This window comes from Vibrio sp. Vb1554 (assembly GCF_033344235.1).
Genome location: NZ_JAWPOJ010000001.1, coordinates 362,435 through 383,765 on the forward strand (window position 1 = coordinate 362,435; position 21,331 = coordinate 383,765).

21 protein-coding genes are annotated in these 21,331 nt (G+C 45.3%); 10 read left to right on the plus strand and 11 right to left on the minus strand.

Translation table 11 applies throughout. The features are described from left to right. Window positions 1-15: 15 nt before the first annotated feature. Window positions 16-687 (minus strand): type 1 glutamine amidotransferase domain-containing protein, encoded by a 672-nt coding sequence (locus R8N28_RS01590; RefSeq protein WP_065275365.1) that lies wholly within the window; start codon window positions 685-687, stop codon window positions 16-18. 117 nt (window positions 688-804) lie between these two features. Between R8N28_RS01590 and R8N28_RS01595 the strand changes: the two genes are divergently transcribed. Further along, window positions 805-1,689 (plus strand): LysR family transcriptional regulator, encoded by an 885-nt coding sequence (locus R8N28_RS01595; protein ID WP_065275364.1) that lies wholly within the window; start codon window positions 805-807, stop codon window positions 1,687-1,689. 59 nt (window positions 1,690-1,748) lie between these two features. Here R8N28_RS01595 and R8N28_RS01600 read toward each other — a convergent pair whose 3' ends face one another. Next, window positions 1,749-3,410: an electron transfer flavoprotein-ubiquinone oxidoreductase gene (locus R8N28_RS01600; protein ID WP_065275363.1), complete on the minus strand. Its 1,662-nt coding sequence runs from the start codon at window positions 3,408-3,410 to the stop codon at window positions 1,749-1,751. A 137-nt stretch (window positions 3,411-3,547) separates the two neighbouring features. Between R8N28_RS01600 and R8N28_RS01605 the strand changes: the two genes are divergently transcribed. After that, window positions 3,548-4,513, plus strand: coding sequence for an electron transfer flavoprotein subunit alpha/FixB family protein (locus R8N28_RS01605; RefSeq protein ID WP_065275362.1), 966 nt, complete (start codon window positions 3,548-3,550; stop codon window positions 4,511-4,513). A 67-nt stretch (window positions 4,514-4,580) separates the two neighbouring features. Here the strand turns inward: R8N28_RS01605 and R8N28_RS01610 are convergent, their stop codons facing one another. Genes R8N28_RS01610 through pdhA form a run of 3 tightly spaced genes read right to left on the minus strand, consistent with a single transcriptional unit; the run spans window position 4,581 to window position 7,796 of the window. Then, entirely contained in the window at window positions 4,581-5,729 is a 1,149-nt protein-coding gene (locus R8N28_RS01610; RefSeq protein ID WP_005375831.1) for a dihydrolipoamide acetyltransferase family protein, read from the minus strand. Next, window positions 5,726-6,709: an alpha-ketoacid dehydrogenase subunit beta gene (locus R8N28_RS01615; protein ID WP_017634235.1), complete on the minus strand. Its 984-nt coding sequence runs from the start codon at window positions 6,707-6,709 to the stop codon at window positions 5,726-5,728. Before R8N28_RS01615 ends, R8N28_RS01610 begins: the two co-directional genes overlap by 4 nt. Beyond that, entirely contained in the window at window positions 6,702-7,796 is a 1,095-nt protein-coding gene (gene pdhA, locus R8N28_RS01620) for a pyruvate dehydrogenase (acetyl-transferring) E1 component subunit alpha (protein ID WP_025998586.1), read from the minus strand. Before pdhA ends, R8N28_RS01615 begins: the two co-directional genes overlap by 8 nt. A gap of 65 nt (window positions 7,797-7,861) precedes the next feature. Here pdhA and R8N28_RS01625 point away from each other — a divergent pair, with 65 nt between their 5' ends. From R8N28_RS01625 to yegD, 4 genes are all read left to right on the plus strand, one after another. Then, complete coding sequence (locus tag R8N28_RS01625) at window positions 7,862-8,056, plus strand: hypothetical protein (protein WP_127891143.1); 195 nt, start codon at window positions 7,862-7,864, stop codon at window positions 8,054-8,056. Between the two features lie 396 nt (window positions 8,057-8,452). Continuing rightward, complete coding sequence (locus R8N28_RS01630) at window positions 8,453-8,773, plus strand: DOPA 4,5-dioxygenase family protein (protein ID WP_005375836.1); 321 nt, start codon at window positions 8,453-8,455, stop codon at window positions 8,771-8,773. Window positions 8,774-9,099: 326 nt separating this feature from the next. Continuing rightward, complete coding sequence (locus tag R8N28_RS01635) at window positions 9,100-9,723, plus strand: hypothetical protein (RefSeq protein ID WP_065275361.1); 624 nt, start codon at window positions 9,100-9,102, stop codon at window positions 9,721-9,723. Between the two features lie 121 nt (window positions 9,724-9,844). Beyond that, the gene (gene yegD, locus R8N28_RS01640) at window positions 9,845-11,197 is read left to right on the plus strand and encodes a molecular chaperone (protein ID WP_065275360.1); all 1,353 of its coding nucleotides are present in this window, start codon (window positions 9,845-9,847) and stop codon (window positions 11,195-11,197) included. Between the two features lie 340 nt (window positions 11,198-11,537). Here the strand turns inward: yegD and R8N28_RS01645 are convergent, their stop codons facing one another. Then, on the minus strand, window positions 11,538-12,011 hold the full coding sequence (locus tag R8N28_RS01645) for a copper chaperone PCu(A)C (protein WP_005375841.1): 474 nt from the start codon (window positions 12,009-12,011) through the stop codon (window positions 11,538-11,540). Between the two features lie 93 nt (window positions 12,012-12,104). Next, complete coding sequence (locus R8N28_RS01650; protein ID WP_005388493.1) at window positions 12,105-12,566, minus strand: hypothetical protein; 462 nt, start codon at window positions 12,564-12,566, stop codon at window positions 12,105-12,107. Between the two features lie 439 nt (window positions 12,567-13,005). On the opposite strand from R8N28_RS01650, the gene R8N28_RS01655 reads away from it, so the two are divergent. Next, complete coding sequence (locus tag R8N28_RS01655; protein WP_017634220.1) at window positions 13,006-14,055, plus strand: hypothetical protein; 1,050 nt, start codon at window positions 13,006-13,008, stop codon at window positions 14,053-14,055. 96 nt (window positions 14,056-14,151) lie between these two features. On the opposite strand, the gene R8N28_RS01660 is transcribed toward R8N28_RS01655, so the two are convergent. After that, the gene (locus R8N28_RS01660; RefSeq protein ID WP_017634219.1) at window positions 14,152-14,448 is read right to left on the minus strand and encodes a hypothetical protein; all 297 of its coding nucleotides are present in this window, start codon (window positions 14,446-14,448) and stop codon (window positions 14,152-14,154) included. A gap of 149 nt (window positions 14,449-14,597) precedes the next feature. Continuing rightward, window positions 14,598-15,797 (minus strand): DUF5666 domain-containing protein, encoded by a 1,200-nt coding sequence (locus R8N28_RS01665; protein WP_065275359.1) that lies wholly within the window; start codon window positions 15,795-15,797, stop codon window positions 14,598-14,600. Between the two features lie 89 nt (window positions 15,798-15,886). Here R8N28_RS01665 and R8N28_RS01670 point away from each other — a divergent pair, with 89 nt between their 5' ends. The 3 genes from R8N28_RS01670 to R8N28_RS01680 all read left to right on the plus strand — a co-directional run bounded on the left by R8N28_RS01670 (window position 15,887) and on the right by R8N28_RS01680 (window position 18,835). Beyond that, complete coding sequence (locus R8N28_RS01670; protein ID WP_025767686.1) at window positions 15,887-16,555, plus strand: response regulator transcription factor; 669 nt, start codon at window positions 15,887-15,889, stop codon at window positions 16,553-16,555. Next, the gene (locus tag R8N28_RS01675; RefSeq protein ID WP_054576761.1) at window positions 16,527-17,768 is read left to right on the plus strand and encodes a sensor histidine kinase; all 1,242 of its coding nucleotides are present in this window, start codon (window positions 16,527-16,529) and stop codon (window positions 17,766-17,768) included. The genes R8N28_RS01670 and R8N28_RS01675 overlap by 29 nt, the downstream gene beginning before the upstream one ends. 137 nt (window positions 17,769-17,905) lie before the next feature. Then, window positions 17,906-18,835: an SRPBCC family protein gene (locus R8N28_RS01680; RefSeq protein ID WP_065275358.1), complete on the plus strand. Its 930-nt coding sequence runs from the start codon at window positions 17,906-17,908 to the stop codon at window positions 18,833-18,835. A 146-nt stretch (window positions 18,836-18,981) separates the two neighbouring features. Here the strand turns inward: R8N28_RS01680 and R8N28_RS01685 are convergent, their stop codons facing one another. Beyond that, window positions 18,982-19,437: a hypothetical protein gene (locus R8N28_RS01685; RefSeq protein ID WP_025767689.1), complete on the minus strand. Its 456-nt coding sequence runs from the start codon at window positions 19,435-19,437 to the stop codon at window positions 18,982-18,984. A 12-nt stretch (window positions 19,438-19,449) separates the two neighbouring features. Continuing rightward, on the minus strand, window positions 19,450-21,228 hold the full coding sequence (locus tag R8N28_RS01690; RefSeq protein ID WP_065275357.1) for a S8 family peptidase: 1,779 nt from the start codon (window positions 21,226-21,228) through the stop codon (window positions 19,450-19,452). Window positions 21,229-21,331: the final 103 nt, after the last annotated feature.

Here is a 21,331-nt window from a genome sequence, read left to right on the forward strand (position 1 = left end):
TAGTTTCCGGCGCGTTTAAGCTAGGTGTTCAACAATCGCTCTGCCTACGCCGTGTGCGCTCGTTGGGTTTTGACCTGTGATGACACGATCATCCACAATTACAAACTCTTGCCATGGTTGCACTTTAGAGTAGCGCGCTGCGCTGCGTGCAAGAGATTCTTCCAATAGGAATGGGATATCGTTGATGGTGCCGAAGTCGATCTCTTCTTCACGAGTGAAGCCTGTTACTGATTTAGACGAAAGTAGCTTTTCGCCATTGCTAAGCGTGATAGGGAGAAGAGCGCCCGGACCGTGACAAACTGCTGCAACAATACCGCCATCTTCATAGTGTTTTGCAGAAATCTTGGCAAAATCTTCGTTGCTCGCTAGGTCTGAAAGAAGACCAAAACCACCCGGATAGAAGATCGCATCATAGTTGTCACCGTTGATTTGTGACACTGGAATCGTGTTGTTGATGCGGTTCTGGAAATCATCATCCGCTAAGATTTTCTCGTTGACTGCGTCGCCTTCGATGTCGGTTCCGTACAGTGGTGCTTGCCCGCCTTTGATAGAGGCAATGTCGTAATCGAAGCCTGCATCTAGTAGTTCGCTAAGCGCATGAGTGAGCTCTGGCGCGTAAGTTCCGTTTGCTTGGTCAGTTTCACCAAGGGTCGCATGGTTCGTCACAATGATGAGTACTTTCTTCATGATGGTTTCCTTTTTGGCTTACGTGTATTTGTTGAACACCTTCATACTAATTGCTAAACAAATAAGTGATAATACGATTAATTGGCAAAACATTATTGCTATATAGCAAAGGTAAGTATGGACAGTTTTGAAGGCATCAATGAGTTTGTTACGGTTGCTGAGAGCTTAGGGTTTTCTGCAGCGGCAAAACAGTTAGGTTGCAGTACCAGTCACGTCAGTCGCCAAGTCACAAGACTAGAAGAGCGATTAGGTGTCGCTTTGTTAGCCCGTTCGACAAGAATGGTGAGTCTAACGGAAGCGGGGCAAGCGTATTATCAGCAGTGTAAAGAATTGGTGATTGGGCTTCAGCAAGCCAATGAACAGCTCACCACGCAGCAAACTCAGTTGAGTGGTACGTTACGCGTGAGCGCCGCTGGTGCGTTTTCTGAGAACTATGTAGCGCCTGCCTTGATGGCGTTTGCCAAGCAACATCCTAATCTCACGGTTGAAATTAACTTCAACACCAGCATGGTCAACTTTATTGAAGATGGTTTCGATTTTGCCATTCGTTACGGCAGGTTGAGTGATTCAGGCTTGGTTGCGAGAAAGCTGGTGGATCGTCCCATGGCAGCGGCAGCCAGTCAGCGTTATCTCGATGAACATGGTTTACCAACGCACCCAGAGCAACTCAAGCGTCATAGCTGCATTATTGCCAATAAGGACGTTTGGTTGTTTGAAAAAGACGGCAAGCCTTTAGATGGCGTAAAAGTGCAGGGCAGATGGAAGAGCAATAACGCACACACGGTCTTGCAAGCCTGTGCAGAAGGATTAGGTGTGGCGTACTTACCGAAGAGTAGTTTCAACGATGCTATTTCGTCTGGTCGTTTGGTGCCAATACTAGAGCCGTATTGGGGAAGCGGCAACAGCAGCTGGATTGTTTATCAGAATCGTCACTTTCTACCACTACGAGCGCGATTGGCTATCGACTTCTTGCTTGATCATTTTGTCGATTGGCAGGAGTAATGAGGCTCTGCCAATCGGTTTGTTTATCCATTTGTTAGATCGTCAACATACTAACGTATCTACATGTTTTGATAGCTTGGTCCGCCGCCACCTTCTGGTGCTTTCCACGTGATGTTTTGCGAAGGATCTTTGATGTCACAGGTTTTGCAATGCACACAGTTGGCGGCATTTATCTGAAACTTCAACTTATTGTTCACTTCCACCACTTCGTAAACCCCAGCGGGGCAATAGCGCTGACTTGGTTCGTCATACATACCTAAATTCACATCAATTGGAATGTGAGGGTAAGTCAGAACAAGGTGACAAGGTTGATTCTCTTCGTGCTGTGTTCCCGACAAAAATACCGACGAAGGCTTATCAAAACTGATTTCACCATCTGGTTTTGGGTATGCAATTGGGTGGCACTCTTGTTTAGGTTTTAACTGATCATGATCGTGCGAATAGTCCTTGATAGACCAGGGTAACGGCTTCTTAACCAGTGGTTGCCACAGGTTGTGTTCAAAAGTCGAAAGAGCACCGCCAAGTATGCTGCCAAACTTATGAATGTTCGCGCCAAAGTTACGCGTTTCGGCGAGTTCGTCATACAACCATGATGATTCAAACAACGACTGGTAGTCTGGCTCAGAAGCTCCAGTTTGTCGGGCCGTATGTACCGCTTCTGCTGCAATGATTCCGGATTTCATTGCTGTGTGGCTGCCTTTAATTTTAGCAACGTTCAAAGTCCCCGCATCACAACCAATCAATAAACCGCCAGGGAATTGCTGTCTCGGCAGAGAGGAAAGTCCACCTTTCGCAATGGCTCTTGCGCCGTAAGCGATGCGCTGAGCACCTTTCAAATGTGGTTCAATAGCAGGATGGTGCTTAAAGCGTTGAAATTCGTCAAACGGGCTCAAGTAAGGATTGCTGTAATTCAAGTCGACAATAAGCCCGACGGCGATTTGGTTGTTCTCCATGTGATAGAGAAAACCGCCCCCCGTGGTATTTGTTTCACTCAAGGGCCAGCCAGCGGAGTGGATAACACTGCCAGATACATCCTTACTGTCAGTGGGTAACTCCCATATCTCTTTTAGGCCAAGCGCGTAGTGCTGTGGTTGCTTTCCTGCGTCTAGGTCGAACCTTTGAATAAGTTCTTTACCCAGATGTCCGCGACAACCTTCAGCAAAAAGGGTGTATTTTGCCCTTAGCTCGATACCTGGTTCAAAGTTAGGTTTGGCCTGGCCGTTCTTATCTAGTCCCATATCGCTCGTGTTAATGCCTGTCACGGCGCCAGTCTGATCATAATTGATGCTTGCAGCGGCAAAGCCCGGAAAAACTTCCACCCCAAGATTTTCTGCTTGGTTAGCGAGCCAACGGCAAAGGTTGGCAAGGCTAATTACGTAATTATTCTCGCCATTTATCATTGGACGCGGTGTAAGGAAGTGGGGAACGCGAATATGGTTTTGTTCAGTAGTAAGATAAAGGAAATTATCTCGTTGAACCGAGGCTGCTAGCGGGGCCTCCATTTCTTTCCAATTGGGGAAAAGCTCATCTAAGGCACTAGTTTCAAAAACAGCGCCAGATAAAATATGTGCGCCCACTTCTGAGCCTTTTTCTACAACGCAAATTGAAAGTGCGTCACCTTCACTGTCTTGGCTGAGTTGAGCTAGCCGACAAGCGGCGCTTAAGCCTGCAGGTCCGGCCCCCACGATCACGACATCAAACTCCATGCATTCTCGTTCCATCTTTATGCTTCCTTTCTATTATCGTCATCTGCGTGACAGGTTTTGGTTTCTATACAGAAAACTATAGCTCAGTTGACGTTAACGTGAAGTGGACTAAGCTCAAGTAATGGATCTGACGTGTTATATGAGGCATGACCATGGAAGACCGACCATTAGCAACACTTGTGCTCGCAGAGCATGACAACCAATCGTTGGCTGTAGGGACGCTGTGTGCAATTAAAGCGGCATTTGAGATTAAGGATGATGATAAATCTCTTCCTGTTTCTGTGTTGCTTATTGGTTATCAGTGCCAATCAGTTTTGGATGAGTTGAATTGCGTTCAGGGTGTTGCAGAAATTATCTGGGTTGATGCGAAGGGATATGAACATGGATTAGCGGAAAATATCGCACCTTTGATCTCACAAGTAGCCAAAAACTACTCACACATTCTTTCTCCTGCCAGTACATTTGGTAAGAATGTGATGCCTCGTGTGGCGGCGTTGCTTAATGTTGGTCAACTTTCTGACGTGATGACAATCGAGTCTATCAATACGGTGATTCGTCCAATTTATGCTGGAAATGCATTGGCGAGAGTCACGTCGAATGATCTCTATAAAGTGATGACCATAAGAAGTACGGCTTTTGATGCCGCAGAGCTATCTGACACGCCAGTTGTCCCTAAGCTTACTCAAGTCGACACGGTGATTATCAATAAACTTAGTGAGTTTGTTTCGCAACAAACGCCAGAAAGTGAGCGACCAGAATTGCCAGCGGCTAGAGTAGTAGTGTCGGGTGGTCGTGCATTCGGGAGTAAAGAGAAGTTTGTTTTAGTAGAACAATTGGCTGACAAGCTAGGTGGAGCGGTAGGGGCGTCACGAGCGGCGGTCGATGCGGGCTATGTGTCTAATGACCATCAAGTTGGGCAAACCGGCAAAATTGTTGCACCGGAGTTATACATTGCCGTCGGAATTTCTGGCGCGATCCAGCATTTGGCGGGAATGAAAGATTCCAAGGTGATTGTTGCAATTAATAGCGACCCTGATGCGCCTATTTTTGACATTGCAGATTATGGATTGGTCGACGATTTGTTTGTGGTAATGCCTGAGCTGTTAGAGAAGCTGTAGATATAGTCTTGCTTCCTAAAACAAAAGGCTTCCGGACTGGAAGCCTTTATCATTTGATTTTTATAAGTTACTTTTCGCTCGGACGTTGCAGGTGCTCTGCAAGTACTTTTGTAAACCTTGCAGCTTCACCACCAGTACAAGCGCGATGATCAAACGTTACGGATAGCGGCATTGCTTTCACCGAAATTGCTTGACCATTTCTTATCACAACTCGGTCGAGTATTCGGCCCGCGCCGACAATAGCGACTTGTGGCGGTGTGACGACAGGTGTCGCGTAAATACCGGCAATCGCGCCGAAGTTGGAAAGCGTAATCGTCGCGTGTTGCAATTGCTCACGACCGATTTTTCTCTCTCTGATCCCTTCAACGGTTTGATCGAGCCAACGACGAACATCTTGTGGCTCGTATTCATCTGCGTGGCGCAAGACTGGCACGTACAATCCATGACGGCTATCTACTGCAATTCCTACATTGACCGTTGTGTGTACACAGCGTGTCATGGTTTCGGCATCAAACCAAGCGTTTAAAGCGGGCTCTTCTTGACACGCATGAACAATCGCTTGAACAAGGCGGATACTGATATCTTCGTTTGGCAGCCAATCTTCCAACAATGCTTCTTCCGTAATGGTTACGGCAGCAACATGTTCGTGCGATTCGGTCATAGACGATACCATGGTACGTCGAGCGCCTTTCAAAACTTCGGTGCCTGGACGCTGTTTTCCGGCTTCGTCGTAAATATCGGCATCTACGATAAGTCCGTTCGGGCCACTACCTGACACAAGGTTAAGATCTACCCCAAGTTTTTGTGCCAACAAGCGAGCCGAAGGCAGGGCGGTAACGAGGTTACTTTCTGTCGTGTTGTGGTTGCCACCAATCCAGAAATCATCAACGTTAACATGATGCGCTTGGTGAGAAACGCTACCGACGACGGTTGCGGCGTCAGCAGTGGCTTTTTTCTCTGCCGTTACTTCTCTCCCGGCACCTGTTTCATCAATCTCTAGCAGTAATGCACCAATATTGACGATTTCACCTTCCTCACCATGACGGCTGACCACACGGCCCGAATAGGGGGCAGGGACGTCTACCGTCGCTTTTGCTGTCTCTACGGTTAAGATCACTTGATCTAATTTAACCATGTCTCCGACATTAACGTGCCATTTCACAATTTCTGACTCAGCGAGACCTTCACCGAGATCGGGTAAATTAAACGTCTTCATTTCCAATCCTCCACGAGTTCGCGCGCCGCGGTCACAATGTCTTCTTCCTGAACCATGAAATAATCTTCGTTACGGTAATAAGGCATAATGGTGTCCATTCCAGTTACTCGTTTAGGTGGGGCTTTAAGTAAGCACATGGCATGTTCAGCGGTTCGAGCTAATAGCTCAGAGCCCACACCACAAGTTTTACTCGCTTCATGAACAACGAGTAAACGTCCAGTTTTTTCTAGTGAGCTGAAAATCGTCGCGGTATCAATTGGCTTAATACTCGCCAAATCAATCACCTCGACTTCAATCCCCTGACTAGACAAGGTTTGCGCGGCCTGAAGTGACTCTACGACACATGCGCCCCAAGTAACGAGCGTGATATCTCGCCCCTTACGCAAGGTGAAGCAGGTGTCGAGTGGGAGTGCTTCGCCGTTATCAACGACTTCAGATTTAACGGTGCGATATATGCGCTTCGGTTCGAAGAACATGACGGGATCATTGCTTCTAATTGCAGCGAGAAGTAAGCCGTATGCGCGTTGTGGAGAAGAAGGAATCACCACTTTAAATCCAGCAGTGTGAGCAAATAGCGCTTCCACGCTTTCTGAGTGGTGTTCCGGAGCGTGGATACCGCCGCCAAATGGCGCACGAAAAACCGCGGGACAAGTGAGCCGACCGCGAGTTCTGTTACGCATTCGAGCCGCGTGGCACATTAAGTGCTCCATCGCAGGAAAAACGAAACCTTGAAACTGAAATTCGGCGACAGGTCGTAATCCTTGCGTTGCCATACCGACCGCAACCCCGCCGATTAAGGCTTCAGCGAGTGGCGTATCGATGACTCGTTTAAGACCAAACTCTTGCTTGAGTCCAACAGTGGCACGAAATACACCACCATTATCGCCCACGTCTTCACCTAGTACGACAACATTGGGGTCTTGTTGCATTTCGTGGTGCAGGGCAAGGTTTACTGCTTCAACCAACGTTAGCTCAGCCATGTCTGCCTCCCTGCATTCTCATTGCCTTGTTGATGAGTTCATCTCTTTGTGCATGAAGCTCTTGAGGTAGCGATTCATACAAATAATCGAAACCGGTTTCTGGTGCTTGTGGCGGTAAGCTCAGATAGCGTTCAACAGCTAACTCTACTTGCTCTTTACAGTAATCTAGCCATTGCTGTTCTTGTTCGTCGCTCCAAGCGCCTTGATTAAGGAGGTACGTTTTAAGACGTGCGATAGGTTCGTATTGCCATGCAGTTTGAACATCATCTTCTTTACGATAACGAGTCGCATCATCGGCCGTAGTGTGGTCACTCAGTCGGTAACTCACCGCTTCGATGAGTGTTGCGCCTTTCCCTTTTCTTGCTCTCTCAAGGGCGGTTTTAGTTGCATCATAAACGGCGACGACATCGTTACCATCGACAGTAATACCCGGTATACCTGCACCTTGCGCTTTTTCTGATAAGAAATCGGCGGCACATTGGAGACTACGCGGCACTGAAATTGCCCACTGGTTATTGTTTACGACGAAAACAAGTGGAATATTCCAAGTACCTGCGCAGTTTATTGACTCAAGAAAGTCCCCTTTGGATGTACCACCATCGCCGCACATGACTAGCGCAGCTTCATGGTTACCTTGAATTTTTAGTGCGGAAGCCACCCCGACAGCATGCGTACATTGCGTCGCTATGGGTACACAGTAGGGAAGGTCTCGGCTAGGAACCGGACTGCCTTCAGGAGCAAAATCACTCCCGCGCTCATCGCCACCCCAGTATTGAAGGTTCTTTTCCATGCCAATGCCACGACACCACATCGCAGGCATATCGCGGTAGTAAGGAACAAACACATCATCGGCTTTAAGTGCTCTGCCGACCGCAATGCCTATGGCTTCCGCGCCTAAGTGTGAGGGATAGGTCCCTAGCTTACCGGTGCGTTGCAAGGCAACTGCTTTGTTGTCGTAAGTGCGAGTTAATACCATATCTCGGTAAAACCCGACCAATGTTTCAGTGTCAGCCCAGTTGGGTAGTTGGCCGACTAGGTCCCCACGATGGTCGATAAACCGATGCATGGGTAATGCCTGAACGTTCATCTCAAGCTCCTTTTGACGCTGCGGGTCTTTTGGACTGCAGCTGTTCATACAAAACCAGAGTTTGTATGGGTACTCAAACTCTGATATCAGCGCAAAGGCCATACCTAAGGTTGCGTGTGCTTTCGATAGCGGTAGGCATCTGTTCGTCCCTTAAACTATTTGTCGATAACATCGCTGCGACTATTTCACCGCAAGATACAGAGAAAGGTTTTTCTGTATCTAACCCTCTAACTAAATCGTGGTATAGCCAGATACAATAAGTGTAAACAAATTGTTAAATTATGCTTCATTTTGACTTTCGCTCAGTAGTAAAGTTTTGCTTACACCCTGATTTTGCAGAGTAATATGCTGCTATTTTGTTGGTGGTATTTTTAAACTCGAATTTAATTACTGGTTAATGAAACATATTTGCAACAAAATTTGGCTGTAAAATTTGACAAAGTGAGTCATTATTAATGAATCAACTCAAACAGTTGCTATATGATGAATTGCAAATTTTTGTTGTGCTCGAAGCCTCGACCTTATGAGAATGCATAACTTCTTCCCAACTGAGTGGAATCAAGGTAGGGTGACGGCATTACAAATGTATACCCTCGGCAGTCCTTGAGCTTATCCAAAGTAGGTGGTGCTCAAGCGGAAGTGATTATGGAGAAGTTATGTACCACGCTCATGTTTATTTTCCCCTAAGAGAACAAGATAAAGCGCAAGCCTTGAACGAGATCATCCGTCAAGAGCGTCAAGATGTGCTGCGTGTGTTTCCATTAGTTGGAAGGTTAGTTGGCCCACACAAGATGCCGATGTTTGAAATTCACCTAGAATCATTGAGTGAAGAGTTCTTGGCGTGGCTTGATACGATTCGAGGCGATTTTTCTGTGCTTATTCACCCAGTAAGCGAAGAAGAGTTGCTCGATCACACAGAACGCGCGATTTGGTTGGGCAGAGAGATTGGTGTATTTGAAGAAAAGTTAGAGAAATAGTTGCTCTTCTCGCCCATGCATGACCGCTTTGAATCCTTCTCTTCTCATTGCGGTCGCAGCTTCTGCTTAACGCCTCATCTTCATTGATGGGTGCGGAATCCCTCTCTTACGCTTTGCTGTAGTTATTTTTGTGCTAAACCTAAAAGTAGGCTTTCGAACTTCACGCACAAAGCGTGAAAATGTTGCTGTTTAGCATGCCATTAAATGAATTTTGGTGGTAATAAAATAATAAGTCTTTGATAAATCAAATAGGTATAGCAGGGAAGTGCAGTTTACGACCCCAACGCCATTGGCAGTGGCGCCGATAATTTATGAGGGGGAAGGGTATGTTTTCAATACTCTTGGTTATACTTGCACTCTATATATTTTGGCTGTTGTTTCGCAACGGGCCTGCGTTTGCCGGGCGTACCGCTCAAAAAAAACGTGACTGGGTTGGGCCTACCGCCAACAAAGAAGAGTGGCGAGGATTTTGTAGGGATGTATTTCAGCCGTTCAGTTCTCAAACGACTTTCTACGCTATTGCTTATTTTGCCAATTACGTAGCAGCAGCGAACGCAATATCTTGGTCAACGATATACGAAGGCGATTATCCGGTCATCATAAGCCGATTTGGTAGCTACTTCATTTTAAGCACGCATGATGCACTGGTCGTAGCTGGGTTTATTGCGCTTGCTTTCTTTATCATTAATTGGCAACTTGCCATGCGCTGCTCTGGTATTCTTAGCCAGTATCTAGTGCGGATTCTTATTATTAATCAAAAGCGCTTTGTCGCGATTAGCTTGGTGTTTTGCAGCTACTTTTCGTACCTACTGACGCTTGGTATATTCTGGCTGTTCCATGATGGGTATTCAATCTGGCATGGATTAATGCTTAGCCCTGTGTTCCTATTTTTAGCTTTATTGGTAGCGGTTGTTGTGCCGTCTGCAAAAAGAGAAAATAGTGTACCTTAGATAGGTTTTCCACGTTAAATTACATTCGATTTTAGGATAGTAATTCTTATGCCATTAAGTTAGCATTGCCAGCTTTTTAACGGTCAAAAGGCCACTAATCAGTGGGACAGTGGGAGAAACAATGTTTATCGGCTTTGACTATGGTACTGCAAACTGTTCAGTGGCTAAAATGGAACCGGGTGAGCCAGTACTGCTTAATCTAGAAGGAAACAGCCCTTTTATTCCTTCCACCCTTGCTGCACCGAGTCGTGAATCGGTATCCGAGCATTTATTTCGCCATCGAGATATTAAACCATTAGATCAAGTTGGTGAGCAGGTTTTACGCCGGGCAATCAATTTAAACCGAGAAGAAAGTATTGACTTAGAATCCGACGACATTGCGTTTGGTCAGGATGCACTTAATCTCTATTTGGAAGATCCTCGCGATATCTATTATGTGAAATCGCCGAAGTCTTTTCTTGGTGCATCTGGCTTGCGTGATGTGCAATTGGCTTTTTTCGAAGACCTTGTCTGCGCGATGATGGACAATATTAAGTCTCAAGCCGAAAACGATGCGCAGCAAAGTATTACCGATGCTGTGATCGGCAGACCAATTAACTTTCATGGGCGTGGCGGTGAAACGGCTAACATTCAGGCTGAACGCATTTTGTTGCGGGCAGCGAAACGTGCGGGCTTCCAAAATGTGGAGTTTCAGTTTGAGCCTGTCGCGGCGGGCCTAGAGTATGAAGCGACACTCAGCGAAGATAAAATCATTCTAGTAGTCGATATTGGCGGTGGTACAACGGACTGTTCGTTGATCCAAATGGGACCGTCTTGGCGCGGCAAAGCAGATAGGACCGCAAGCTTGTTAGCTCACAGTGGCCAGCGTGTCGGCGGGAATGATCTTGATATCGCGCTAGCATTTAAGCAGCTCATGTTCCCTTTTGGCATGGGAAGTAAAATGGAGTCAGGCATTGTGATGCCGACTACCCAATTCTGGAACCCGATAGCAATCAATAATGTAGAAGCGCAGAGTGACTTCTATTCGCGAGAGAACCTATCAGCGTTAAAGTTGCTTCAAAAGCAGGCTCAAGAGCCAGAAAAACTTGCTCGTTTGCTAGAGGTGTATCATGAGTCTTTAGGCTACAACATTGTTCGCCGTGCCGAAGAGGCAAAAGTGGCACTTTCAGAACAAGCTTCTTACCGAACTGGCATCAACTTACTATCAGAAACGATTGAAGTTGATGTACAACGTGACGAAATGATCGAAGCGATCCAGTCGCCAAAGAATAAAATGACGGCGTTGGTGACAGAAGCGGTAGAGCAAGCTGGAGTTAAACCCGATGCTATCTTTATGACTGGAGGTTCGGCACGCTCGCCAATCTTGCGCGATGCGGTGCAAACCGTACTGCCAAGTATTCCGGTTGTCAGTGGAAACTATTTTGGCTCAGTAACTGCCGGCTTAGCTCGTTGGGCTGAGGTTTGTTTCAAGTAGAAAGAAAGCCGATTAACAGTGGGTCTTTGTTGCCAAACTTATGATTTCATTTAGGCTTGCCAAGTGATGGTTGGAGAACTTTGTCGAGAGGTTGAGTTTTAAGCGGGTAGGGAACCTTTTTAGGATCTTAAGTCTTTCAAGGTCATTCTGAATTGTGAGGGACGAGCGTGATTTAGAATCTCTTGCCCGAGCACGCTGTTATGATATGTGACCCCGTTTCGCCGAGCGTTATTCATCACCATTATTCTGAAGAGTCGAGTTAGGATCTACCGGAATAATGATTTTGACTAAGCTGAGATAAAAATGCCCGCTAAATCAGCGGGCACTTTTGTTTACGTCATTAATGGTGCATGTGTTTTTCCATGTGACCTTGTTTTTCAACCGCCATTTCTACTTCCACTTTACCCGCGTTTTTGAATGTTAACGTCATAGGGAAGCGGTCGCCTTCTTTAAGAGTTTGTGTTGGGTTAAAAATCATTAAATGGAAGCTGCCTGGCTTAAACAACACTGAGTCATTGGCTGGAACGCGCACTTCGTCAATCTTAATCATTTTCATCACACCATCTTCTTTCTTATGCGTGTGAATTTCGACATGCCCTGCGATTGGGCTTTCTGCTGCGATCAATGCATCTTCACTGTCACCGTGGTTGGTTAATTGAAAAAAACCACCGATAACAGGTGCGTTTGGTGGCGCTTCGCGGCTCCATGGATGGTCGATATGAATTTTTCCTGCTTCATAATCGTGCGCTAAACTCAGTGGGCTAGCGATGACAGCAATAAGCGCGATAGCGGCGGTTTTTAATGATTTAAGCATGTGTTTTTCCTTTTGAATTAATAGCTTCTCTGAATGGACAACAAACAGAGTCATCGTTATTTTTGAATAAAGTTGTCAATGATTAGATGCCTGTTAGGCAGGAAAAACACTCGGCGGAGAGTGCTTAGGCGCGATGTGTTTGTAAACGAGCTTATCGCATTTTGAAAAGTGATAAGTCGTCAGTGCATACTTTACTCGGCGCAGCCAATGGATGGTTGTCAGGTAAAGCCCAATCGCAACTAAAAGAAAGAATTGAACAGCTTGAAGAAGCGGGCATTCAAACTGGAAGCCGTCGTGTAAGTTAAGATCTTGGATGAGCTTAGAAGAAGATTGAGCGTTAGCCTCAATCAACGTATTGATATCCACCCATTTGAAACCATCTGCGGTACACAGTAAAACCTTTTCACTTTGGACTTTGTTGAGCCAAGTTGTGCTGTGAACTTGTGTAGGGTTAAGAGCGGCTGTGGACGCTAAATACAACTGAAACAACACCGCGATAATAACCGCAATAGCGTGCAAGCGATGGTGTTTGTGCTGTATTAGAGTGTTTTCCATACAATTGAGTGCTTATCTTCTTCGGCGCGGGATACTAACAAATTAACCAAACAATGTAATTATCAGTTTACTAAAAGGTGATGCAAGTGTGCATTATTTGTTTTATTGTCTATTTTTAACGCTTTAATGTCTTGATTCGGCTGACATTCACAACCTCCAATTCAACTTGTCAGTCTTGCCTAGTCGCTTTTGAAGATACCGAATTAATCTCTCTTATATGCCACTGAAGCTTCGGTTAGTGGGTGTCGTGGTGGTGTTTTTACGTGCTAGATTTGGCTGATATCGATTCAAAATGCACACCGAATCTTCACTTGTTTTCCATTAACGGAATTATGACAGTAATTTAATAAAGGATACGGTATTCTGCGCTCCTTTGTACATGCCAGAAACGTCCGTCCTACTTAGTCGGAGGGGCGATTAATCTTAAGAAATTTCTCAAATGAAATACGAACAACAGATTGGATATCGATACCCTAAAGGTCGATTTGCCATGGTGAGTGTATATGCATTCACCGGTGCTGCGATTTTAGCATCGACTATTTTTTCTCTATTGCTGTTTTTGTCTATCGACGAAAATCCGATGATGCAAACCTTATTTGGTGGTTTAGCGATCATTTTTGAAGCGGGTAAATTTTACGCTTGGTATGAATACGGTGAGCGCCGAGCCCATCGCAACTACACAGGAGCAGCAACCGCTCTCGTGTTTTATTTAGTCTTAGCTGCGATTTCCATTGGCGGTAGTATTGGTGGCATTAATAGTGCAACCAATAGTGCACAAAGTCATATTTCGGTAGAGCAGGCGAAAGTGGAAGCGTTTAATCGTCAGATTGCGGCAATCGATAAGCAGATTGAGCTCAACAATATGGCAGCGCAGAAATACATCGAGATGGAGCGTATCGCGACTGGTGTAACTCGCATTCAGGATCAAAACAAAACCTTACGTGAAGAGCAGCAACGCTTGGCTATGGAGCGTGATAGTTTACCGCCGGTTACGCAAGGCTCAGTGATTGGTTTGATTGATAGCCTAGCCAACGCATTTGGTACCACCTCTCAGCAAGCTCAGCTTGGCTTGGTTGTATTTCTTTCGATTCTTTTGGACTTCTTTGCTGCATTTTTTGTTGGCTTGATTGGTGAAGAGCAACGGTTCCGATATTTCTATCGCAGAAATGAGGGCATGATATTGAAAACAGTTCGCGATATAGATCCAGCGCCTGCGGGTTATCTTCCTCATATAAAAGAGGAAGAGGAGCAAGAAATACCAGCTGCGCCGGAGCCAGAAGAACCAAAGGAACCGAAAACCTTGTTAGAGCAAGTTAGCGATGCACTTAAAACGCATCAAATTACGTGCACCAAAAAAGCCGTTGCTAAACAGTTTAGGCTGTCTGCGGAAGAGGTAGACAAGGTATTTGAAGAATTGGCAGAGCTCGGTTTAGTGGGGAAAAAAGCCAACCACCATTATCATTGGATAGGTGAAGCAGAGACCGCATAATTGGTTATCTATTAGAGATCGGAAAGAGCGTCAATCGGCGCTCTTTTTTTTGGGGGGGGGAAGTTTCGCTATTAAAGTTAACGACAAGAAAGCGTATCAATCTTTATTGAGCTTTTTGGTTACGTCTTTCACCGTTTTCTTCTCTTTTTCTGGTGTCATTGCATCAACAGCTTTACCCGCCATCCCTTCATCTGGCAATTTGTCTTTTCCTGCATCAACTGCGGTATCTTTCAGTGCCTCTTTAGGCGTACAGCGACCACCAACACCAACCACGGCTTTTGTCGCAGCGGCTTTAGCTGCCTTTTCTGCATCGCAGTCAGGATCCATAACGCTAGCTAAGCTCGTGGCTGAACCAAAAAACAAGATTAACAAAATGAGGTTGCGTTTTTTCATAGTTGTCACCAATGTTGTGAAACATAGGTAAAGTGTAACGGAGAGAAAAGGCTTTGGCTGAGAATTTGTTGGTTTGAGCTTGGGAAGCAAAGTAAGGTGAAAAGAAAAAGTGCCATCGAAGTGACACTTTTTCTTAAGCGTAGAAGGGATTAGTTGTCGTAAACGTCTAACTCCACTTCACGGGCAATATTTTGGTCGTTAATGATCACACCTTCGACTTCGACACGAGCACCATTTAGGTTAAGTTCTTCGATGCCTTGGAAGCGTGTTTGTGCATCAATCACAACGGTCGTGTTGTTTAGCAATTGATCTGCGTCGTTTTCGCAACGCTCGATTTCAAATGTTCTTGCTTCAGCATCGTAGTTTGATACGTATCCTTCACATTCAAATTCTTTACCTTGCCATTGGTTGTTATCGTCAAAGTCTGGTTGCTCAAACTCAATAACGGTAGCGATGCGTTTGCCATTTTTCATGACAGACGTTACTTCCACTTCTTGGCCTTGTTTTAGGTTCGCTTTGCTGCCGTCTTCAAATCGTGTTGCGTTATCGATGAAGAATGCTCCTCGGTAGTTTAGAGAGAACTCACTATAATCCTTGGCAACCCAAGTCACGATACCTTCCACATCGCTGTCATTTTTTAGATCGTCGTAGTCTTCAACTTGTACCTCATGTGCCATGAAGATACCGTTTTGCATTTCACCTTCTACTTCCACCCATTGGCCGATGCTAAGTTGGCTAATGTTGTCGTAAGATACGGTTATATTTGTACCAAGCTCAAACGTGCCAGCATTTTCATCGATACTGGTAATACTGCCTTCCAGTTCGTAGTAGCTTCCAAGGGCTGGGTAATCGTTATCTACGTCGATTTCGACCACAGACAACACTCGATAACCCGCATCCGCAGTCGGTAAGGATGACACCATCACCCAGTCGTTGATCTCTATATCATCACTTAAACCGTCAAACTGCAGCTCTATGCCGTTTACCGTGAATTTTTTCTTCACATGATCAATCGCTGTCACACGTCCAGTAATGGTTGGTTCAAGTGTGACTCGGACGCCATTGTCCGAAGCTTGCCGAATATCTGAACCCACGCGAACCACCATTTTTGGTTTTACATCGGCCAATTGCACTTGTGTGTCGTCATAAACCACCTCAGACACACGATACGTATGTCCATTGACGGTTAACGTGCTTTCTTCAGCGTTGACCGCTTCAACAGAGCCAATCGCTACACTTGGTTTCACTGTTGGTTGAGTTGGTGTGCTATCGCTATTGCTGCCACCACCTGAACCACCACAACCAGACAATGCCAAACCTACTACAGAAATAAGAGCGAGTTTTTTCATTGTATTAACCTCAATTTACGAGCGAGTTTAGGAAATTGCCTGTATCTTATTGGGCATATCGTGAAGAGATCGTGAAGAAATGTGATTTTATGAAAATTTTAATTGTAGATGACAACCATAACGTCTCGGAGACGATTGCAGACTATCTTGAGCTCGAAGGCATGATTATCGATTGTGCGTTTCATGGAGAGGCTGCGATTAAGTTAATCGAGGAAAATCATTACGATGTAATTATCATGGATATCATGATGCCGAAGCTCGATGGCATCAGTACGGTACAGAAGCTTCGACAAGATAAGTTATGTGGAACGCCAATTCTCTTCCTAACGGCAAAAGATACGCTAGATGACAAAATCGCGGCTTTTAAAGCGGGGGGAGATGACTATTTAATGAAGCCATTTGCGATGGAAGAGCTCAGTTTGCGTGTTCATGCTTTGGCTAATCGTGGTCCAAGACAAGATATCGGAACGCTCAAATTTGCAGATATTTGTTTAGATGCGCGTACAGGAAAAGTAACGAGAAAAGACAAAGAAATTAAGCTGAGTCGAATTCAAACTAAAATTTTAAAATTGCTCCTCCAACGTGCTCCAGCAGCGGTCTCGCGCACAGAAGTGATCGATAGTGTGTGGGGAGACGAACCACCGGGAAGTGATGCACTTCGTAGCCATATTTATGGTTTAAGAACCGCACTAGACAAAGGTTTTGAAGAATCACGATTAGAGACTATTCATGGACAAGGTTACCGACTTAAAGCATAACGAATATCCAAGCATTTATCGCAAGATCCGTTGGGGTTTTGGGGTCATGACGTTTGTGATGTTTACTCTTTTTTGGTCGCTGATTTATGTGGCAGAAAACAAACTGGAAGTGCTGAGTTTACATCACTGGCTCGATACTGAAGCTGCGCTTTATAGTGAGAATTTCGAGAAACAGGGCTGGGATGCGCCATTGCCAAACGTATTGGAGTTCAACTCATATTGGAGTGAAGCTCCGACACCGGATTGGTTGCTCTCTTTTACTTCACCTGGTTTTTATGAATACCTGCTTGGTGAAGAAGATAAACACTTTGTTGTATTGAACCATCCCTCAGGGAAGGGGCTTATGTACATTGTATTTCAAGATGACTCAGATGATTACTTGGACGAATACGAAAGCTCGCTGCATCAGTTTACGCTGCTGCTCGGTGGTTTGTTTTCATTTGTCATGGTTGGGTATGGCATTTACATGGTGCGAATATTGTCTCGGCCATTAGCGCAAATTGAAGACAAAATTAGCCAAATGTCACCGGATCAACCCGCTTTCCAAGTTGAAACTAAGTTCAGCGAAACACGCCAGATAGAGCAGACTTTGCTGGATAATAAGAACGATATCGCGGGCTACTTCAAACGAGAACAAGAATTTAGCCGTTTTGCATCGCATGAGTTGAGAACGCCAATCATGGTGATTAAAGGCTCAACAGACATTCTGACGCGTCTTCCTGATCAACCTCGAGTTGCGCAAAAAGCCATCACGAGGATGCAGTCAGCTTGTGACGAGATGCGTGTACTGACAGAAGCGTTTCTCTTACTTGGTAAAGAGAAAATAGAGCCTCAGCATTACGGAGAGCATCAGCTTCTTACTTGTTTACAAAAACAACTGGAAGAGCTGGCTCCTTTATTTGCCAAGCAAGATTCGAATTACGCTTTGCACGAACAACATAGTGGTGTCGTGAATGCACCAGAGAGTTTTGTGACCATTGTTATCAACAATCTGATTAAAAACGCCTTTAGCTATAGTGTGGGAGATATTGAAATTGAGTTGAAAGGTCATGCGCTTAAGATCCTAAACCGTCACGATGGCAACGAGACGTACAACGCTGGTTATGGTTGTGGGCTTGTTATCGTACAACGAATATGTGAACGGATGGGGTGGGCGTTAGTACTGGACGATGATGGTGTTCGATTTAGTGCAAAAGTGGAGTTCTGCTCTTAGCTTTGCGCGTATTGATTCAAGTGAGAATTAACGCTCTGGATTTTTCTTGTCGTACGCATCTAACCCGCAGTCAAACAAGAAAAAACTGGAATTTGAATTAGACTGAAGTTAGTGAAGCGGAAACTCGAGGAACCGTTATGCTCTCTTATCAGGTCAGCCGAAGTATTGAAATTAATAAGAATCAAAGTGAAATTATTGGCTATCTCAAGAACTTCAATAACTGGCCCAGCTGGTCGCCATGGATCATTCTTGAACCAAGCTGCGAGCTGACATTCAGTGATAATCAGGGCCACGTTGGAGCTGGTTATCAATGGAATGGTCAGCGTATTGGGACTGGCGCGATTGTACTGGAAAGTACTCAAGAGCATCGATTAGATATGGAGCTACATTTCTTTCGCCCAATCAAGAGCCATGGAAAGGTGACTCTAATCGTGACGCCGTCACAAAATGGCTGTTTAGTCGAATGGCAAATGCAATCTCGCGTCCCTTGGTATCTGTTCTTTCTGAAAAGTATGTTTAAGTCGATGATAGAGATGGATTATCAACGTGGGTTACGCATGCTCAAAAGTAAGCTTGAAACCGGAAGAGTGCATTCAGACTTAGTCGAAATAGGTAACCGAACGTTGCCTCAAATTCATTACATTGGGATCAAGGGTGTGGCTAGCTTGCAGGAATTAGGTTCGGTAATTGAGAAGCATGTTCAGCAACTAGAACAGTTAATTAGTGACGAAACCCTATCCGTGAATGGTGAATTGTTTTGTTATTACCAGTCGATGGATATGCAGAAAGGTACATTCGAGTTTATCACTTGCTTTCCTCTTCATAACTCAGTATCAGCGCCTCAAGGGGCGGTTACTGGTACCATTCCTGAGAGTGAAACATTTGTCGTCGAACACCGAGGTGAATATCAGTTTTTGGGAAATGCATGGGCTTTAGCGATGAACTTGGTTCGTCAGAGTGGCATGAAAGTCAAAACCAGTCCTTTAGGAATCGAACGCTACCTGAATAGTCCGAAGGAAACCACGGAAGAAGAGCTAAGAACGGAAATTATTTTGTTTAAGAAATGACAGGCGCAAGCGAGTAGGGTGTTTAGGTATCATACTAGTTATGCGAAATGTTACTAAAGAATAATAGCGTATCTGTTCCTACCCATAAAAATGCCTCAGCAATCGCTGAGGCATGGTTTTACAGGCCAACTTCTCTTGTTAGAGAATTATTGTGCACGGTATTTACCGCTGTTTAGTTCAATTTTAGACGCTTTTACCCGGCTGTCTGCATTTAGGTAGTCGCTAATACTTAGCAGATCTTGATCTTGAGATGCTTTTAACACCGCTGATTCCCCCTCTGCGAAGATAACTTCTAATTTTAACTCTTTGGCGACTGCTTTCGCTTCGTTAGGATTGTTTACGGTGATGTAAACCAGTCCAGTGGCTTTGGATACGTTACTAAACGCATTCTTAAACACCTCATCACCCGCTTGAAGTTTTACGTCTTCAGATAGGGTTCTAACAGTGCCAGTTTGCACTTTTCGATAGTCTTGGCCATTAATCTCAACCGCTTCTGATGGCACAAACAGTTCTGGTGCAGGTTGTTGAGAGAGCTGTTGCTCTGCGTATACACTCGACGTCATGATAACGAGAGCCAGCATAGAAAATGATTTGTATTTCATGTTATTGACTCCTTAGTGTCCAAATATGCGCATCGACCAGTTCTTAATAACACCGGGTTGAGCGTTGTTTGCCATCGGAACGTCATAGATGGTGGAAGAGTTGAAATATGCAATGTAAGAATAGGCTTCATCGCCGTTCGTATCTATTGCTCGCAACGTCCATTCGCCTTTTGCATCTTCGCCATAAAATTGGTTAGACAACATTAATTGATCTTTGTAGCCAGTAATCGTTGGATCAAGAGATTGACCAACAAGACCATTGCGCGGTGTTTGCAAAACAGAACGAGTCCCTGATGGCGAAATGAGCTCGATAGCTAAGTCGGGCAGACGAGCGTGGTCCAATGTCAATGTCACTTGAACGGATTCTACTGTCAGCTCATCGCCAATGGCGATACTTGAAGAACCACCAACTAGACTTGCATCGGGTACACTTACTTCTGTAGCGTTATTAACCCATGGCGTAATGACTTGAGCTGGTAAAACACGATTCGTCATGCGAGCACGTTGCATCGCTTCATCTAAATCTACAGCGCCGAAGCCATAAAAAGTATGGAAATCTACGCCTGCTGCGTTTTTCTGCCAAGGGGCAATTGCCTCGTAGCTAACCTGTTCACCTTTATGGTTAGTAAATTCAAGCTGTACGCCTTGATGCGCTTTATCCGTTACTTTTGCTGTCTCCGCTAGTAAAGCACGTACATCACGAGCAGAAAGTGCGTGGTTGGTTGACATGATTGCCGCGATGGCACCCGATGTGTTTGGCGCAGCCGATGAGGTTCCGTTCATCGTACTGGTATAGTTACAGTTCGGATCGAGCTCCGTTCCGCCGTGTAACCCATTAATGCCAAGGCCTTCACTGGTATTTTGCCCTTCTTCACAACCCATTAAATCAGTGGTGACCATAGCAGGGAAATCTTGCCCATATTCACCTGCTGGTGCTGCAACCCACACGTTCGAACCCACCGATGAGTAACTCGCTCGCGTACCATCCGCTCGTAGTGCACTAGTGACTAAATTGAAGTAATTGGCGTTATCATAAGACTGAGCAGAGTTGTGCATCGGTAAGCCTTGATTGTCTCCACCAGCAAAGAAGTTACTTGGCAATACGAAGAATCGCCCTGCATTGAAATAGCGGTAACCATTACCTGCTGACTTTACAAATACAGCACCTCGACCCCAGGCGTTACTCTCGCTGACGTTTTTCATCACGTCCATTTCAAGTTTTAGTTGAGGGTCGCTTTCATCAAAAGTAATCGGGTTTATAGGGCTGAAACCGTAACTTTGGTTAAATACGCGAACATCACGTGTTGCTGGGTCCATGCCATGGGAGATTAACCAACCTTCTAATGTCTGGTTGGCTAACCAGTTAAAACCAATGAGGGAAGAGTGAGAAGCGACACCGCGTCCGCCTTCACCGTTGTTGCCGACGGCGCTAATCAAACCGGCTACAGCAGTGCCATGACCATTAGTATCAACCGGATAACTTGGTGGGAATGAAGAGTCTTCGACGAAGTTTCTGCTACCTGTAACTATATTACCTGCAAGGTCGGGGTGATCGATCTGCACTCCAGAATCAATGACGGCAACTTTCACACCAACACCTGCAATCCCCATTGCCTGAGTGAGCTTAGTGTTTAAGTCGTTCCCAGCAACAGCAGGATTAGCCGCAAACGCAGTTTGCCCCGTGTTGTCTAAGTGCCATTGTTCAGAGTAGAGTGGATCAAACGCCGAGACGGCAGGTGCAATGCCTACTGCCAACATAGCAGCAAATAGGCGATTAATGCGTATTTCCATTTTTGACCTCATGTCTTTGTTTGGAATTTTTTAGTTCCTGTTTCATATTCCGCTAACAGGAACAAACAAAGCTAACGACAAAGAATAAGGACGAAAACCATTT